Source organism: Embleya australiensis, assembly GCF_051903075.1.
In the GTDB taxonomy this organism is placed as follows: Bacteria; Actinomycetota; Actinomycetes; order Streptomycetales; family Streptomycetaceae; genus Embleya.
Window position 1 is genome coordinate 817,689 of sequence record NZ_CP182423.1, and the last position, 15,297, is coordinate 832,985.

A 15,297-nucleotide genomic window follows, 5' to 3' on the forward strand; every position below is an offset into this window, starting at 1 on the left:
GTCCACGAGGTCCGAACCGCGCCTTGGCGCCCCGTATCGGGTCGTGCGCTCGGCGACCGCGACTTCCCGGCCACCGTCGCGGGGCGGCCCCTGGCGGGGCGGCCCTGGCGGGCCGGGCGAGACGGCCCGTCCGGCCGTCGGTCGCAGGTGAGGGCAAGGTCGTCGTGGGTCCTCGGGAGATCGCCGACGGCTGGGCCGGCCTGCGCGCCACCTCGTTCGTCGACTACATCGACGCCGCCGCCCAGGCCCCACGAGCCATACCTCTTCCGCGATTCCGAACTCCTGCAGTACGACCCCGGCGCATCATCGACGGCTGGAAACTCGGGTTCCCCGCCGGCTGACCACATCCAGCCACACTGTGCGAGACGATGGGGCATCCTCGGCGTGAGGGGGACGACGCACGGCGCCGGAAACTCGCGTGCGGGTGCGAATGTTGGTCTGCGAGCATGCGCGAATGACCCACAGCGACTTCGAATACCTGGTCGTCCGGCACCGTCACCGTGTCCCCGTCCCCGCTGCGGCGAAGGCCGGAGCGGCAAGGGCCGGAGCAGCGGGGCAAGGTGCGGCGGCGGCGCGGCAGTTCGACGCGGCGTTGATGTCGGCCGGGTTCAAGGCGTCGGCCGAGTTGCTGGAGCGCCTGTCCGGGCTGGACGAGGCGACGGTGGTCGGGATCGGCACGCGGACGCTGGCGACCGTGCGGGAGATGGCCGGCGACCACGTAGCGCACAACACGTACTTCGTGGACTTCCCGGCCAACGTGCCCGATACGCTCGAGTTCTGGATGGGATGCATCGCGGACGCGCTCGCCGACACGTCCTCGCGGGCGAGCACGCTCGCGCAACCGAGCACGGGTGTGATCGACCTGCTGACCCTGCCCTCGTACGGCAACTACCGGCACACCTACGAGGAAATGCTGCTCGCACACGACGAGTTGATCCGCGCGGCAGGCGACCGCATGACCGTGCTGCACCCCGGCGGCGACCCGGAAGACGAGGTCGTGGCGCTGTACCTCGCGCTGGCCGGCAGCACCACGCCGCTCGGGGAAGAGGCGTTGTTCGACTTGGAGTTGCTAGCCGAGACATGCGTCGCCGGGCCGCAGCCCGACGTGATCCCGGTGCGGGAGAACCGTGCCGTGGTGAACCGCGCGCGGCTGACCTCCGGGATGGGCCCGCTGGTGGACACCGTCACCGACGTACTGCGGCTCGCCTGCGCGCTGTCGTACGGCGATGTGACGCTGGTCGAGCCGACCCGCTTCCGGTCGGTGCCGCGGCCGATGCGCCGGGGGCTGCTCGCCGCGCTCGACGCGGTGGTCGCGGCGTCGCCGGCCAAGCTCGCCGACGTCCGCGTGCACCGGGAGGCGTTCAAGCGGCTCGGTGAGCGGCTCCACCCGCACGAATACCCGCAGTGGCCGCACGCCGCCGAGGTGTTCGCGGTGGCCCGCGGCGAGTCGCCGGCCCTGTCGGTGGACAGCCGCGTCGACACGCTCCTCGCGGCGGAGGACGTCGCGGGAGCGGCACTGCTCCTGGCGTCCGCCGCGCCGGGGAAGCTGTTCCGCTCGCTGGACCGGCTGCTGCGCGGCGTCCGGACCGAGCAGGCGCGGGACATGGTGGTGACCGCGGCCGTCGAGGCCGCACCGCGGGTGTCCGGGCGGGTGCTGCTGTCGGTCCGCGAACATTTCCTCAACCGCCGGGTCGCGGGCCCCGATTCGGCTCCCGGGGATCAACCGCGCGACCAGAGCCGCGTGTTCGTGAACCGACTCGGTGGTGCGTGGGTCACGCCCGAGCGGCGTGCGCCGGTGTCCGCCGCGTATCGCGACCGCGTCGTCGCCGCCGTGGACGCGGAGATACGCGGCCGCCTGCCGAACCCGGGGCACCTGGTCCTCGGCCCGGACGTGCTCGACGTCGCGCTGCCGCTGAGCGGCAAGGCGTCCTCGGCCGGCCTCGGCGTGCTCCCGCGCGGCTCGGTCTCGCGGATCCGCGGGGACCTGCTGCGATTCTTCGTGTATTGGAAGCAGACCCGGCATACGACGGACTTCGACCTGTCGGCGCTGATGCTGGACGCCGACTACCGGACGGTGTCGTGGCTTTCGTACACCGCACTGTCCTCGGTCGACGGCGAGCACTCCGGCGACATCGTCGAAGCGCCCGAAGGGGCTTCGGAGTTCATCAACCTGCGGTTGGGCGCCATCCGCGGGGGTTTCATCGTGCCGCAGGTCAACATCTACGCGGGCGAGGGGTTCGAGGAGGTCGCCGAGTCTTTCTTCGGGTTCATGCTGCGTGAGGACGAGCAGCGGGGGCAGCCGTTCGAGCCGCGTACGGTGCGCATGAAGTCGGAACTGCGCGGGCAGGGGCGGGTCGCGTTGCCGCTGGTGTTCCTGCGCGGCAAGGATGGCAAGTGGCGTGCCAAGTGGCTGCATCTGTACCTGCGTGGCAAGCCGGCCGCGAACCGGGTCGAGGACAACCGGGTGACGGTCGCGACGCTGGTCCGCGGCATCGTCGAGCGCGACCAGCTGACGGTGCGGTATCTGACCGATCTGCTGGCGGAGCGCGCCGCGGCGGTCACCCGATGGGACGGAGGGCCGCTGCCGCAGGGCCCGGTCACGTTCATCGGCCTGGAGCGGCCCGAGGGCCTGCACCCGGAGTCGCGGGTGGTCACCACGGAAAATCTGCGCGACCTGATCCCCGCGTGACTGGTAGCGTCGGCGGCGGCGAGGCCATGAGGGGGCTTCCTTCTCAACCCACTTGGGTATCATTAGTCCTCTCGCTTTCCTCTCCAGGCAGTGCCGCAACTCTGCGACGCCGGAGCGCCCTTGGGCGCCCGGCGTCGCCGGTTGTCACGACGCGGCACCGCCGGCGGGGCGGCAGGCAGCGCCCGAGGGCTTCAGGAGTCGGACCAGGGCCATACCGCGCGCCACCCTCCTGGACCTGCGCCGGTTCGTTCAAGACGAGCCACGGCCACGCAGCCTCGCGGACGGCGCATGGGACGAACATGCCGACGCCGTACCCGACTTCCCCTCATTCGCGGCCTGGTTCGAGGCGATGACCGCAGCCTTCACCCCGACACACCCCCCGGCCTGGTTCGACGAAATGGGCACCCCGACCCTGGTCCGGCTCGCCCGCGACGGAATCTTCCACACCGACGCCCGGAACTGACGGGGGCGCACCCGGCCGGGAGCAACGTCCCGGGCCGGAGTCGTTGATATCGCTGACGTTCGGTCACGCCTCCCCCGTCTGCGGCTACGCCGTTGTTCCGGTGTCGGGTAGTGGGATTCTCGGGGGTGTCCAGTCGGCGAATTTGAGGATTGCCTTCATTGCCACTGCCGGTGGGGTCAGGCGCATCGCGGTGTTGCGCATGGCCACCGCCAGGCGGCCTTCCGCCTTTTGGATGCGGCCCATGCGGTGTGAGGCCTTGGTTACGGCCGCGACTCTGGGGCGGCGGGTGTTGTCGTATGTGGCCAGTGCCGTGGCCTGGTTTTGGTGGGTGTGCAGGCACGCGGCCAGGACGACGGCGTCCTCGATGGCCATGCACGCGCCCTGGCCCAGGTGTGGGGGCATCGCGTGGGCGGCGTCGCCGAGCAGGGCGACGCGGCCTGCCACGTACGTGTCCAAGGGGGTGCCCAGGATGTGGATGTCGTGGTGGAGGACGGCTTCCGGAGCGGTGGCCTTCAGCAGGGCGGGAATCGGGTCGTGCAGGCCGTCGAGGCGTCGCCGCACCTCGGCCCACTCGTTGTCGTAGCGCACTCCGGCCTTCGCCTTGGTGACCATGTGCCAGCACACCCGGCCGTCGCGGATGGGCATGACGCCGATCTCGGCTCCGTCGTGCAGGGTCTGCGCGATGTCGGGGGTGGGCAGGAACGCCTCGGTCGTCACTCCGCGCCACACGGTCGAGCCGCTGTAGACGGGGGCCGGGGCGTCCGGCCGAAGCCGCGCGCGGATGCGGCTGTTGACGCCGTCGGCGACGACCGCCAGATCGGCCCCGATGGCCGCCGTCCCACCCGGGCCGGTGTAGTGGACGAGAGCCTGGTTCGGGTCCTGCGTGATGTCGGTGACCTCGGCCCCGGTGACGACGCCGCAGTCCGCGGGGAGGGCTCCCCGCAGGATGTCGTGGAGTTCGGCCCGGTGCAGTGAATAGATCCCGGTGCCGAGCTTGGCCTCCAGTGCCGTGCCGTCGACCTGGGACAACCACCTGCCCTCGCCGTCGCGCACTCCGGTGGACAGTTGTGGTCGGCCGCCGGCCTTGACCGCGGGGCCGAGGCCCAGGCTCTCCAGCGCGCGCATCGCGTTGCTCATCAGGGCGATCCCCGCCCCGACCTCGCCGCCGACCGCCTTACGTTCGAGGACGGTCACCCGCCAACCGATCCGACGCAGCCCGACGGCAACCGCCAGGCCCCCGATGCCACCACCGACGACCACCGCCGACCGGGCGGTCGCGTGGCTGTTCACGTGTGTGTTCGTTGCGTTCTTTTCCGGCATTGTTCACGCCCCCTCGCTTCTACTTCTGTAGAAGACCGTATACTACGGATGTAGAAAGCAACATGGGGGCCGGAAGGAGCGGGCGTGCGTGCGGAACACGATCGTCGGACGGTTCTCGCGGACGCGGCGATCGAACTGCTGGCCTCCGGCGGCATGCGGGCGCTCACCCATCGCGGCGTGGATGCCCGGGCCGAACTGCCCGTCGGCACCACCTCGGCGTACTTCCGGACCCGGAAGGCGCTGATCACCAAAGCGGTCCAGCGCCTGGTCGAGTTGGATGCCGAGGACCTGCGGCAGGTCGCACTGGCCGCCGACGGACCGCTGCTCGCCCCGCCGCGAGCCGGACTGCTCGGCCCCGCGCACCTGGACCAACTCGCCGACGCCACCGCGGCCTTCGTCGACCACATGCTCGGGCCCGGACGCGTGCGTACCCTCGCGCGCTACCACTGCATCCTGGAGACCGTCCACGAACCCGAGTTGCGGGAGATCCTTCGGCACGGGGACGCGGCCAGGGCGCAGATGTGCGCGCTGCTGACGGCCGCCGGCATACCCCGGCCCCGGGCCGAGGAGCGGGCCCGTCGGCATCTGGCCTGCGTGGACGGGCTGATCTTCGACCGGCTGACGGCCCCACCCGGCACCGTCCCCACACCCGGGACACCGGAGAGCAGGGACGATCTACGGGAGGCCGTTCGGGGGCTCCTGGAAATCGCCGTGTCGGGAGAGCGGGCGCTGCCGCGTGGTTCCTCTGCGCGACCCGCACCGCCGACGGTTTGAGCCACCCGAGCGCGGAGACGGTGCTCCGCGATCGGCGTCGTCCGCACGCTTGTTGCGTTCTGTGACCATGTCACCGGTTGGTGACAGCGCTGTCGTGGAACGCCGACGTCGGTTCCCAGGGAGGTCCCCGCCCCGGCAGGGTGATCACGCAAGCACCGGGAAGCCATGCGCCATCGCGGCTTCAACTACCTGATACCAAGGGGTTTTTCATGTCCGCCAACCGCCGCCGGACCGTCCTCGCCTCCGCGACCCTCGTCGCCGGTGTCCTGTTGACGAGCGCCTGTCAGGACTCGGACTCCGGCGCCGCGAAAAGCACTTCGTCCAACGCTCCGGGCGCTCAGGCGCCCGCCGCGCCCAACACGGCGAACCCGGGCGGCAGTCAGGGCACCAACAGCCAGAGCGGTCAAAGCAGTCAGGGCGGAACCCAGAGCAGCGGCACCCAGGGCGGAGCGAATACCTCCGGCGGACAGAGCAGCGGCGGCGGCCAGGGCACGAGCGCCGGCGCCGCAACCACCTCGGGCGGCGGCGGCAACGGCAAGGCCGCCAAGTGCCGGACCGACAACCTGAAGGCCACCGCGATCGACGGCACCATCGGCGGCGACTCCGACGGTACTGTCGCGGTCACGTTCAAGAACAACGGCCCGGACTGTTCGATGGCCGGCTACGCGGGCGTCGACCTGAAGACCGACGTGGGCGAGATCCCCGCGCAGCGCACCGGCCAACAGCCAGTCTCGTTCGTTCTCGAGAGCGGCAAGTCGGTGTCCTTCGGCATCAACTACCCGCTGGAGACGATGGGCGAGGCCTCCGGCCCGCGCATCACCGGTTTGGTGGTGACCCCGCCGGACGAGACGAAGTCCGTGACTCTGAACTGGCCCGGCGTCGGCAGGCTCCCCGTCAAGAGCGGTGACGCCCCGATCAAGGTCGGCCCGATCGGCAGCGCCGGCCAGGGCGGCTGACACCCGCCGTCGCCACTCGATCGCCCGGCAGGCAGAGCTCATCGCCCGCTTCGGTGCCGACCTCGGTGGCGGGTGGCGCCAACCGGTACGCAACTCCCTGCTCCGACTCGTTCCGGCCGCCGCGCTCACCCGGACCTGGGCCCCGTCCACGCAGTGGCAACCCCCCGCGTCCGCCGCGGAGCGGTCGCCGAAACCCGCGGGCTGATCACGCCCTTCGGTGGCCGGGCTCCGCCATGGAGCGTGTTCGCCTCCCCGGCGGACTACGTGGGGGTGGCGGTCCCGCCGAGGCGAGGTAGCTTGGGTCAGGAGTGGGCCAACACCGCGTTTACGGCCTCGAGTTCGTCCGGGTCGGACGAGATCGCCATGATGGGCAGCCCGGACAGGGCTTCGGCGTGGTACGTGACCCGGGCGCCGGTCGTACTCACACCGTCCTCGGTCCCGAAGTGGCCGGCCGCGGCCTTGGCCCAGTCGACCGGCAGGAGCGCACCGGACCGGGTGGCGTCATAGCGCAGGAAGAACACCGGGGCCTGGATGTCGGAGGACACGCCGCCGCGGGTCATGTAGCAGCTGAACTCCAGCACCGGCGTATAGGAGCCGACCATCACCCGCAGGTTCTCGACGGTGCCCGCGTCGCCGTGGCAGCCGAGGAAGCTCTTCACGTCCTCGGCCGGTCCGTTCGTCATGAGCCCGTCGACGGTGTACCCGGTCCGGTTCCACCGCTCGGTCCCGGGCCTGAGGGGACCGCTTTCGGCTCCGGCCGGCCCTGCCGTGCCCCGGCTCGACGCCGCTGTGGTCGGCGGCGCATCGGCCGCACCACCTCCACCGCCACCGCCACAGCCGCCGAGAACCAACAGCCCCGCCACCGCCCCCGACACCCGCCATACAGCCCGCATATCAGCCCCCACGCCGTCCAGGCTCCCCAGCCGCCCCACCGGACGACGTCGCGGAGAGTAGCGCGAGACGAGACCGACGGACATGGGCATGATCAGATCTTGGACCGGAGATCACCGAGTGCCGACGGTGGCCGGGACGCCGCGGCACCACGCCACCCAAGCGGCCGGGCACCGGGCCGAAGCAGCTGCCCGGCCCGGGACACCCGGGTTCTCGTCGGCGCGGCGTCGCGACACCGAGCAGGATTCGAGAAGCCCCGGCCGCCGCGCGGCCCCTAGCGTGATGGTCATGGCAACCGCAGGGCATCCGGGCCGGGGTCCGGACACCCGGCAGGTACGACACATCCACAATGCAAGGGGCAAGGCATGAAGGCGCACGTCAGCTCGATCCTCCTCGGTGTCCGTGACATGGACCGGGCCAAGGAGTTCTACACCGAGGGGCTCGGCTGGAAGATCGAGAACGACTTCGGCATCTCGGTGTTCTTCGCATCCGACGGCGCCTCGCCGGTCGGCTTCTATGCCCGCGAGGGTCTGGCCGGCCAGGTGGGCACCGACCCCGAAGGCAGCGGCTTCAGCGGCCTGGTCCTGACCTACGTCGTCCGCAGCGAGGCGCGGGTCGACGAGCTCATGGCCGAGGCCCGCAAGGCCGGCGCCACGATCCTCAACCCCGCCGGCGCCCTGCCGTGGGGCGGCTACGGCGGCACCTTCGCCGACCCGGAGGGCTACATCTGGAGCCTCGGCTACAGCGCCCAGGGAACGGACCAGCCCTACGCCGAGTAGCCGCGATCCCTCACCTCACAGCCGTCCGGAACGGCACGGCGCAGCGCGGCACGTGCCGCGCCGTTCCGGACGTAGCCGGCGGCCGAATCGCAGTGCGCCGGCAGAACAACAGGAGAAAGACGAACATCATGAAGTTCATGTCCCACGTCGAGCCGCCCGAGCCCATGCGGGGCCTGGAAGTTCCAGCCGAGGTGGTGGCGGCGCTCGGCGGAGGCGCGCGGCCGCCCGTGACGATCACGGTCAACGGGCATTCCTGGAAGAGCCGGGTCGCCCTCCTGCGCGGCCGCCACCTGCTCGGCCTCAGCAACGCCAACCGGCAGGCCGCGGGTGTCGCGATCGGCGACGAGGTCGAGGTCGAACTGAGGCTCGACACCGAGCCGCGCGTCGTCGTCGAGCCCCCGGACTTCGCCCAAGCCCTGGACGACGACCCCATCGCCCGCACCGCCTACGACAACCTCGCGTACAGCCACAAACGCGAGCACGTACGCGCCATCGAAACCGCAAAGAGACCCGAAACCCGCCAACGACGCATCGAGAAGGCCATCACCACCCTGCGAGGCTGAAACGCGTCAGTCCGGCAGCCAGTGCAGTTCGTGCGCCAGGGTTTTGGCGACGGCACGAATGCGGCGGTGCAGCGGGGACTGCTCGCGGGGGAGGACCAGGTGGATCGTCAGGCCGGCCGCGCCCCGCAGCGGTCGCCAGGTGAGACCGGACGGTTGTACCGTGACCGCGGCTTCTCCGGCCGGGGCGAGGGTGACCCCGTCGCGCAGGTCGTGCTGAGACATGTCGAACGAGACCGCGGGCGTGTGGAATCGGGGGTGTGGTCGGGTGTCTCGGAACAGTGCGGACAGCTGATCGTGGATCACGGGGTTGGCCGCACGGTCGGGGAGTCGCAACGGATACCCGGCCGCGTCCGCGATCTCGATCTCCGGGTGTTCGGCCAGCGGATGGTGCTGCGCCAGCTGGACCCCGATGCGCTGACGCCGCAGCAGGTACCGGTGCACGCCACGGCCCGGCTGTTCACCGCGAGTGATCCCGGCATCGATGCGGCCGTCGGCGACCGCGGGGGAGATCTCCGGTGTCGCCATCGGGACCGCGCCGACCTCGAGGCCGCTGTTGTCGCGAATCAGCCTGTCCACCAGGGCCGGTGCCGTCTCGGCCCCGGTGCTGAGGCTGTATCCGATGCGCAGCGTGCCCAGCCCACCGGCCGCCGCGCTCCGGGCGGTATCCCATGCCCGGTCCAGCGCCGCCAGCGCGGGCGGCGCGGACTCCGCCAACGCCGCACCGGCCGTGGTCAATGCGACGCTACGCGTGTCGCGGACCAGCAGGGGCGTACCGAGTTCCGCCTCCAATCGGCGCATTCGGGCGCTGAGTGCGGGCTGCGCGATACCGATCCGTGCGGCCGCGCGGGTGAAGTTCAACTCCTGCGCCAGCACCAGGAAGTACCGCAGGCTCACCGTATCCGGCGCCACCACGTGTCCTCCCCGCCGATTGATAACGATCCGTTCTGAGTCTATCCCGTACCGATCTTTCCCTCGGCCGCACATCAAGCCCTAACCTGCGCATATGTCGATCCCACCGGCCGCAGCACCAGTCGCCGGGATCGATCGATCCGAGTGTCGACTCGAAGTCGGACGTGTCCGGCCGAACACAGGAGGTTTCCATGGCCAAGGGCTACTGGGTCAGTGTCTACCCCGCCATTTCCGACCCGGAGACGCTGACTGCCTACAACGAGCTGGCCCGTCCGGCCGTCCGGGCCGGCGGCGGGCGCACCCTGGCCGTCGGCGGTCGAGTCGTCGCCCACGAGGCGGGACTCACGCAACGAGTCGTTCTGGTCGAGTTCGACACCTTTGAACAGGCCGTCGCGGCATACGAGAGCGAGGCGTACCAGAAGGCGCTGGTGGCCCTCCCCGACGGCTACGAACGCGACTTCCGCATCGTCGAAGGCCTCGACTGACCGGCGGGCCCCGCATCCCGGTTCGTCGTCGACGTCCTCGACGACCTGATCCCTGTCGGCGGCGACCCGTCGGGCCTGCCGCGCGACCCTGCGGCTGCGATGAACAGACCACCCCCGCACCGGAGTTCGCGCACCGCCCGCGCCACGATTGTGGCCGCCGAACCCGTCAGGCCGGGTGGTGGTCGGAGACGGCGCCGAGTTCGATGTCGTATTCCAACAGGGCCTTCATCGCGCACAGGGCTGTGGCGAATCCGCCGACGGTGTCGTTCACCCAGCGCACGGCGTCGTCGCCCGAGAGCGCGAGCTCAGGCGTTTCCATACGGATAATCATGCACCACGGGCGCTCTCGGCTCCGGGATTTGGACCTACGCTTCCGGGAACGCCACAACCGCGACGCCCAGGGTTCCGCAGGGGCAAGTATGCCCTGTGGCTTGGGTGTTCCTTCGGGAGAGCAGGGCCGGAGCAGCCGGGAGCACGTCGCGGACGTGGCCCCGGCACACACCCGTGCGGACCGGCGGATCCGCCGTCGGCCGTGGCGTCGTGAGCATGTCGCGCAGGGGGGTGCGGTGCCGCCGTCCGGTACTCACCTTCGCCCGTTCGGGCGACCCGAGGGCGGGTCGCCCGGACGCCGGCGGGCGGATCGGTCACGCTCGGCCGGGACAGGCCCTCGACGATGCGGGGCGTACGGACGGACACAGGGAGCAGGGTGAGCGGCGATGTCGCGCAACGGGTCGATTCGAGGGTTCGTCGGGCGGTCGCTGACGGTGGGCTCCGCGCTGGTGGTGCTGGCCGCCGGGCAGGCCTGTGCCATCGCTCCCCCGGTCACGGAGCCGGCCTCGGCGCAGGTTGCGGCTGGGGTTCGCCCGTCGGGTTCCGACCTGGAGGTGATCCGAATCGACCCGGACTCCGTCGCGCCGGGCAGCACCACCACAGTGCACGCTTTCATCAACAACGCCGGGCCGGACCGGACGGCCTCACCGTTCACCGTGGTGATCACGCTGCCGGAGGGCGTGACGCCCGAGGGCCCGTTCTTCCCGGAGGACTGCTCCGTATTCCAGAACGGCCACCGAGTGCGCTGCGTCTTCCCCGCCGGCCTGCCGCAGTTCCGAACCGCCACGGCAGTCGTCCCGGTACGGATCGCCGACACCGTCCCCATCGGCGACCTGGCCGGCGGCTACGTCGCGGTCCGCAGCGAGGACGACCGGAACCCGGGGAACGACAAGCAACCGTTCACGATCCACGTCGTGGAGACCGACCAGAACTGAGCCGGGGCGGAGCCGGACCAGGGCAAAGCCGGGCGCGCGTCGGCGGATCGGTGGCGGCCCCGGTACACGGGCCTGGCCCGCGTCCGAGGCCCGCAAGGCCCCGTACTCCGACGACCCGCACGCCGCACCGCCCGAATTCCCGTCGGACTGGGACGACTTCGTGCACTCCCTCGTCCGGCACGGGAAACTGCGCCGGCGAGCTCGTCCGACCCACATCGAACCGTCGGGACCGAACGATGGCGCCTCCGGCGTCAGCGGCGGCGCAGGGCCGGGTCGAGCAGGGCGGGTGGAGTGTCGTTCTTTTCGTGTGCGGCCAGGTCGGTGCCGGGAGCGACGATCGTATCGATCGCGTCGAGTACGTCGGCGGAGAGCACGGTGTCGGCGGCGGCGAGCTGCGAGTGCAGGTGGTCCAGTGTGCGGGGGCCGATGAGCGCGCTGGTCACGGCGGGGTGTGTGGTCACGAATCCGAGCGCGAGCTGGATCATGGTCAGGCCGGCCTCGTCGGCGACCTTGGCCAACTGCTCGACGGCGTCGAGCCTGGCGCGGTTGGCGGGGATGTCGGTATCGAAGCGCTGCGGCAGGAACGCGGCGCGACTGGTGGTGACTTCCCGCCCCGCACGGATCGCGCCCGACAGCCAGCCCGAGGCCAACGGGCTCCACACCAGCACCCCGAGCCCGTACTGCTCGGTCACGGGCAGCACGTGGCTTTCGACGCCGCGTTGCAGGATCGAGTAGCTGGGCTGTTCGGTGACGTAGCGACCCAGGCGGTGCTCGCGGGCGGCCGCCTGGGCCTGCGCGATACGGTACGCGGGGAACGTCGAGGAGCCGAAGTAGCGGATTTTTCCCGCGCGTTGCAGGTCGGTCAACGCCGACAGCGTCTCCTCGTCACCGGTGTTCGGGTCCCACCGGTGGATCTGGTAGAGGTCGACGTGGTCGACCCCGAGGCGGCGCAGACTATCGTCCAACGCGGTGAACAGCCAACGGCGCGAACCGCCCCGGTGGTTGTGCTCCTCACCCATCGGCAGGCTCGCCTTCGTGGCCAGCACGATGTCGTCGCGGCGGCCGGCGATGGCCTTGCCGACCAGCTCCTCCGACTCGCCGCCGCTGTACACATCGGCGGTATCGATGAGGTTGACACCGCCGTCGAGTGCGGCGTCGACGATGGCGGTCACCTCGTCCTGGGTGGTGCGCCCCATCCTGCCGAAGTTCATCGCGCCGAGCGCGAGGGAGCCGACGTGTACGCCGGTGCGGCCCAAGGTGCGGTACTGCATGACCGTGGTTCCTCCGTTGCGGGTGAAGCGTGGTGACGATCGTGGGTTGGCTGCGGGCCCCTTGCTCGGGCATCGTGAGCAAACGGAACGCCGTCCCGTTTGACGATACGGAACGGGGTTCCGTTTAGCAAGCGCGGCAACGGACGGCCCGGGCGCGGCGAAGCCGCCCCTGGCCTGTGATGAACCCCGCGTGTTCGGAGGCCGGGAACAGCGCCGCGTGGCCGATCTCCTCGCTCGTCGCGAGCCTGCCCATCGGAATGGACCGGGCCATGCCGCGAATGTAGTCGGCGCCGAGGTCCGCCATGCCCTCGGTGAGCACGTTGCCGGGCAGCAGGGCGTTGATCGTGATGCCGTGGGGGGCCAGTTCCAGGGCCGCGGCCCGTACGAAGCCCATTTGTCCGGCCTTGCCGGCCGCGTAGTGGCTCCAGCCGGGGTAGCCGGTGACGGGGCCGGTGATGGACGCGGTGACCACGACGCGAGCGTGCGCGCTGCGCCGCAGAGCCGGCAGGAAGGCCGTCACGGTCGGCATGGTGCCGCGCAGGTTGACGTCGAAGACCTCGTCGATGCGCTCGGCGGTGAGGTCGGTCAGCCGAGCGCTGGGGAAGATGCCCGCGTTGCAGCAGACGACGTCGACGCCGCCCAGCACCTCGACCGCCTCGTCGGCGAGACGCGTGATGGCCGCCGGGTCGCCGGCGTCCGCCGCGATGCCGGTGACTTTCCCGCCCGTGGCGGTGAGTTCCGTCGCGGTCGCGTGCACGTCGGCGGCGTTGCGGCCGGTGGTGACCACGTGGGCTCCGGATCGGGCGAAGACGACGGCGATTCCCTTGCCGATGCCCTTCGAGCCACCGGTTCCCGCGCGCCGGACATCAGGACCGGAGCCGGCTCCCGATGTCCCCCTCGTGTGACGTCCCGCGTGCGAGGGCTCGCCGCGCGGCCGCCAGGAGCGCACGGTTCTCGTCGATCCAGTTTCCGGCGGGGTCCACGGGGATGTGGATGCCAATGCCGGTGCGCGGACCGTCGCAGACTCGTATCGACAGCACTCCGTCGGTGCCGCTCATGCGCAGATAGCCGGCGTTTCCCATGGGGGGCCAGTCGAAGGACACGTCGTTCGCGGCGTCGGACGCCTCCCACGCGGCGAACTCGTCCAGGATGGTCTCCCACCGGTCGAGGCCATCCATGTCGGAGTCGCCGTCGACCAAGTCGACGTTGGTGTCCGTCTCGACGTTGACCCAGTCACTGGAAACGGTCACGACCGCGGTGAAACTGCGCCAGGTCGCTTCGTCGATCACAGGATCGGGCAGGACGCGCACCGTCACCGCCTGGCCCGCGTCCTCAACCCTCAACAGTTCGACCATCGGCCGGTCCCCCGCTTCCACGTACGACCTTTCGCCGGACTGATGCCCGACTCGCGCCGATCATGGCGCATCGCCACGACACCCCCACCCTCACCAGCCGCCACACCGGTGGCCCCATCGTGGTCAGCGACTCGTGATTCGTCGCTGTCGGTGAATGAGATCGGCGACGTCCGTGGGTCGGCTCAGGTGTGGCGAGTGACTGGTCTCCCACGTCTCCGAGACCGAGCAGCGGGTCGCGAAGCGGCGGACCAGTGGAGCCGCGATGGCACGGTCGTCGCGGGCGGCAACATAGACGGAGGGTGTGTCGCGCCAGCTCACGTGGCTCGGCATGGCCCCGAAGATCGAGGGCGGTTCCGGACGCAGCAGCTCGATCGCGCGGGTGGCCGCCCGTTCGTCGACGTCGCCGTAGAGGTTCTTGCGAGCATCCGCGGGATCGAGTCGAAGCCGCCCGTTGTCGTCGAGGGCAGCGAGCAACCCTTCGGCGGGGGCACCGGTTTCCTTCGCGGCCTCTTCGAGGAGCTGTGCGGGTGATTCACCCACATCGAGAAGCCAAGCGGCCAGGAAGATCAGCCCTGCCGCGCCACGGACCGTTCCGGCGGTCACACCTCCGAAGGAGTGCCCGAGCACCAGCGGAGGCTGCTCCGATGCGGCAACGATGTCCTCGACCACGGCGGTGCTGTCCCCCAGCGACAGCTCGTAGAGGTCGGGCACTTCCACACTGAGGTTTCGCGAACGCAACAACCCGACCAGGTCATCGTAGTGAGCCGGTTGATGCCAGGCACCATGCAGGATGATCACATCGGTCATGCCCGCAGGCTACTCCAGCCCAACCAACACCCTTCACGGTCTTGCCCGTCGTCGTATTGGCCCGGCCCGCACGGTGGTTCGCACGAATAGACCCCCGGGCACATGACGGCCACTCGATGCCCGCGGTCTTCTCGAAGTTCCTGTCGTCGCAGTAGCTGCGCGGCGTCGGTGCGTAACGGTATGGTCGTCCGACTCGACGACTACCGCAGGAGGACTTCCATGTTCACGTCGTTCACGTCGTTCACGCCATCGGTGCGGGGCGCGGTGTTCGCCGTGGCGGTGTCCGTCGTGTTCGGCGTCTCCTGCGACACCTCGGACGGCGGATCCCATACGACGGCCGCGACGTCGGTCGCCCCGTCGGCCGCGGTGCCGGAGGTGAGGGTTCGGGACGCATTTGCCGGGCTGCAGGCGACCCTGAACGACGCGTGCACACCCGGCAATTGCGCCTACTTCCTCGGGCGGGTCCGCGACGAACTGCACCGCCTGGACCAGGCGATGAAGACCGACCCCAAAGGGGCCGGTCACTTTCCCGAGCCGATAGCCCTGATCAAGGCGCTCGACGGCGAACTCGGCGGCGACCGATCCTTCGAGAACCTGAAGAAGCACCAGACTTCGCTGATCCACACCCGGGACCGGATCAACACCTGGATGCAGGGCCATCCCGACGACTACCGCTGACGTATCACCACAAGCCCACACGTCGTCACCATCAAACGCCTCCGCCGCGCCGACGGTCCTCACCCGACCCCGGGCGCCTCGTTCGCCCTACA

The 15,297-nt window shown here is 70.4% G+C and carries 17 protein-coding genes; 9 read left to right on the forward strand and 8 right to left on the reverse strand.

Going from position 1 to position 15,297, the window contains the following annotated elements:
* Window positions 1–164 precede the first annotated feature (164 nt).
* Together ACMXN5_RS33760 and ACMXN5_RS33765 are read left to right on the forward strand one after the other, a co-directional pair.
* Window positions 165–341: a hypothetical protein gene (locus tag ACMXN5_RS33760; RefSeq protein ID WP_439678695.1), complete on the forward strand. Its 177-nt coding sequence runs from the start codon at window positions 165–167 to the stop codon at window positions 339–341.
* A gap of 113 nt (window positions 342–454) precedes the next feature.
* Complete coding sequence (locus ACMXN5_RS33765; RefSeq protein WP_439678696.1) at window positions 455–2,689, forward strand: hypothetical protein; 2,235 nt, start codon at window positions 455–457, stop codon at window positions 2,687–2,689.
* Between the two features lie 547 nt (window positions 2,690–3,236).
* Here the strand turns inward: ACMXN5_RS33765 and ACMXN5_RS33770 are convergent.
* Complete coding sequence (locus ACMXN5_RS33770; RefSeq protein ID WP_439678697.1) at window positions 3,237–4,442, reverse strand: FAD-dependent monooxygenase; 1,206 nt, start codon at window positions 4,440–4,442, stop codon at window positions 3,237–3,239.
* Between the two features lie 114 nt (window positions 4,443–4,556).
* On the opposite strand from ACMXN5_RS33770, the gene ACMXN5_RS33775 reads away from it, so the two are divergent.
* Window positions 4,557–5,246: a TetR/AcrR family transcriptional regulator gene (locus ACMXN5_RS33775; RefSeq protein ID WP_439678699.1), complete on the forward strand. Its 690-nt coding sequence runs from the start codon at window positions 4,557–4,559 to the stop codon at window positions 5,244–5,246.
* Between the two features lie 80 nt (window positions 5,247–5,326).
* The gene (locus ACMXN5_RS33780) at window positions 5,327–6,202 is read left to right on the forward strand and encodes a DUF4232 domain-containing protein (protein WP_439681337.1); all 876 of its coding nucleotides are present in this window, start codon (window positions 5,327–5,329) and stop codon (window positions 6,200–6,202) included.
* Between the two features lie 302 nt (window positions 6,203–6,504).
* Here ACMXN5_RS33780 and ACMXN5_RS33785 read toward each other — a convergent pair whose 3' ends face one another.
* Entirely contained in the window at window positions 6,505–6,885 is a 381-nt protein-coding gene (locus tag ACMXN5_RS33785; RefSeq protein WP_439678701.1) for a hypothetical protein, read from the reverse strand.
* Window positions 6,886–7,458: 573 nt separating this feature from the next.
* Here ACMXN5_RS33785 and ACMXN5_RS33790 point away from each other — a divergent pair.
* Together ACMXN5_RS33790 and ACMXN5_RS33795 are read left to right on the forward strand one after the other, a co-directional pair.
* Complete coding sequence (locus ACMXN5_RS33790; protein ID WP_439678702.1) at window positions 7,459–7,872, forward strand: VOC family protein; 414 nt, start codon at window positions 7,459–7,461, stop codon at window positions 7,870–7,872.
* A 137-nt stretch (window positions 7,873–8,009) separates the two neighbouring features.
* Window positions 8,010–8,435, forward strand: coding sequence for a YdeI/OmpD-associated family protein (locus ACMXN5_RS33795; RefSeq protein ID WP_439678703.1), 426 nt, complete (start codon window positions 8,010–8,012; stop codon window positions 8,433–8,435).
* A gap of 6 nt (window positions 8,436–8,441) precedes the next feature.
* On the opposite strand, the gene ACMXN5_RS33800 is transcribed toward ACMXN5_RS33795, so the two are convergent.
* Window positions 8,442–9,347 (reverse strand): LysR substrate-binding domain-containing protein, encoded by a 906-nt coding sequence (locus ACMXN5_RS33800; RefSeq protein WP_439678704.1) that lies wholly within the window; start codon window positions 9,345–9,347, stop codon window positions 8,442–8,444.
* A 188-nt stretch (window positions 9,348–9,535) separates the two neighbouring features.
* On the opposite strand from ACMXN5_RS33800, the gene ACMXN5_RS33805 reads away from it, so the two are divergent.
* Window positions 9,536–9,829 (forward strand): DUF1330 domain-containing protein, encoded by a 294-nt coding sequence (locus tag ACMXN5_RS33805; protein WP_439678705.1) that lies wholly within the window; start codon window positions 9,536–9,538, stop codon window positions 9,827–9,829.
* 166 nt (window positions 9,830–9,995) lie between these two features.
* Here the strand turns inward: ACMXN5_RS33805 and ACMXN5_RS33810 are convergent, their stop codons facing one another.
* On the reverse strand, window positions 9,996–10,148 hold the full coding sequence (locus tag ACMXN5_RS33810; RefSeq protein ID WP_439678706.1) for a hypothetical protein: 153 nt from the start codon (window positions 10,146–10,148) through the stop codon (window positions 9,996–9,998).
* Window positions 10,149–10,545: 397 nt separating this feature from the next.
* Between ACMXN5_RS33810 and ACMXN5_RS33815 the strand changes: the two genes are divergently transcribed.
* Window positions 10,546–11,094 carry a hypothetical protein gene (locus tag ACMXN5_RS33815; protein WP_439678707.1) on the forward strand — a complete coding sequence of 183 codons (549 nt, stop codon included), beginning with the start codon at window positions 10,546–10,548 and terminating at the stop codon, window positions 11,092–11,094.
* 251 nt (window positions 11,095–11,345) lie between these two features.
* Here the strand turns inward: ACMXN5_RS33815 and ACMXN5_RS33820 are convergent, their stop codons facing one another.
* From ACMXN5_RS33820 to ACMXN5_RS33835, 4 genes are all read right to left on the reverse strand, one after another.
* Entirely contained in the window at window positions 11,346–12,365 is a 1,020-nt protein-coding gene (locus ACMXN5_RS33820) for an aldo/keto reductase (RefSeq protein ID WP_439678708.1), read from the reverse strand.
* 124 nt (window positions 12,366–12,489) lie between these two features.
* Window positions 12,490–13,314: an SDR family oxidoreductase gene (locus tag ACMXN5_RS33825; RefSeq protein WP_439678709.1), complete on the reverse strand. Its 825-nt coding sequence runs from the start codon at window positions 13,312–13,314 to the stop codon at window positions 12,490–12,492.
* Window positions 13,232–13,741, reverse strand: a complete 510-nt coding sequence (locus tag ACMXN5_RS33830) for a DUF5959 family protein (RefSeq protein WP_439678710.1) — start codon at window positions 13,739–13,741, stop codon at window positions 13,232–13,234. Before ACMXN5_RS33830 ends, ACMXN5_RS33825 begins: the two co-directional genes overlap by 83 nt.
* Before the next feature lie 102 nt (window positions 13,742–13,843).
* On the reverse strand, window positions 13,844–14,527 hold the full coding sequence (locus ACMXN5_RS33835; RefSeq protein WP_439678711.1) for an alpha/beta fold hydrolase: 684 nt from the start codon (window positions 14,525–14,527) through the stop codon (window positions 13,844–13,846).
* Window positions 14,528–14,746: 219 nt separating this feature from the next.
* Between ACMXN5_RS33835 and ACMXN5_RS33840 the strand changes: the two genes are divergently transcribed.
* Window positions 14,747–15,205 carry a hypothetical protein gene (locus ACMXN5_RS33840; RefSeq protein ID WP_439678712.1) on the forward strand — a complete coding sequence of 153 codons (459 nt, stop codon included), beginning with the start codon at window positions 14,747–14,749 and terminating at the stop codon, window positions 15,203–15,205.
* The last annotated feature ends 92 nt before the right edge of the window (window positions 15,206–15,297 follow it).

Excerpts from the sequence above, each read along its gene's own strand:
- ACMXN5_RS33810 (WP_439678706.1), bottom strand. The coding sequence starts at position 10,148 with ATGGAAACGCCTGAGCTCGCGCTCTCGGGCGACGACGCCGTGCGCTGG.
- ACMXN5_RS33835 (WP_439678711.1), bottom strand. The coding sequence starts at position 14,527 with ATGACCGATGTGATCATCCTGCATGGTGCCTGGCATCAACCGGCTCAC.
- ACMXN5_RS33795 (WP_439678703.1), top strand. The coding sequence starts at position 8,010 with ATGTCCCACGTCGAGCCGCCCGAGCCCATGCGGGGCCTGGAAGTTCCA.
- ACMXN5_RS33840 (WP_439678712.1), top strand. The coding sequence starts at position 14,747 with ATGTTCACGTCGTTCACGTCGTTCACGCCATCGGTGCGGGGCGCGGTG.
- ACMXN5_RS33785 (WP_439678701.1), bottom strand. The coding sequence starts at position 6,885 with ATGACGAACGGACCGGCCGAGGACGTGAAGAGCTTCCTCGGCTGCCAC.
- ACMXN5_RS33765 (WP_439678696.1), top strand. The coding sequence starts at position 455 with ATGACCCACAGCGACTTCGAATACCTGGTCGTCCGGCACCGTCACCGT.
- ACMXN5_RS33820 (WP_439678708.1), bottom strand. The coding sequence starts at position 12,365 with ATGCAGTACCGCACCTTGGGCCGCACCGGCGTACACGTCGGCTCCCTC.
- ACMXN5_RS33805 (WP_439678705.1), top strand. The coding sequence starts at position 9,536 with ATGGCCAAGGGCTACTGGGTCAGTGTCTACCCCGCCATTTCCGACCCG.
- ACMXN5_RS33815 (WP_439678707.1), top strand. The coding sequence starts at position 10,546 with ATGTCGCGCAACGGGTCGATTCGAGGGTTCGTCGGGCGGTCGCTGACG.
- ACMXN5_RS33790 (WP_439678702.1), top strand. The coding sequence starts at position 7,459 with ATGAAGGCGCACGTCAGCTCGATCCTCCTCGGTGTCCGTGACATGGAC.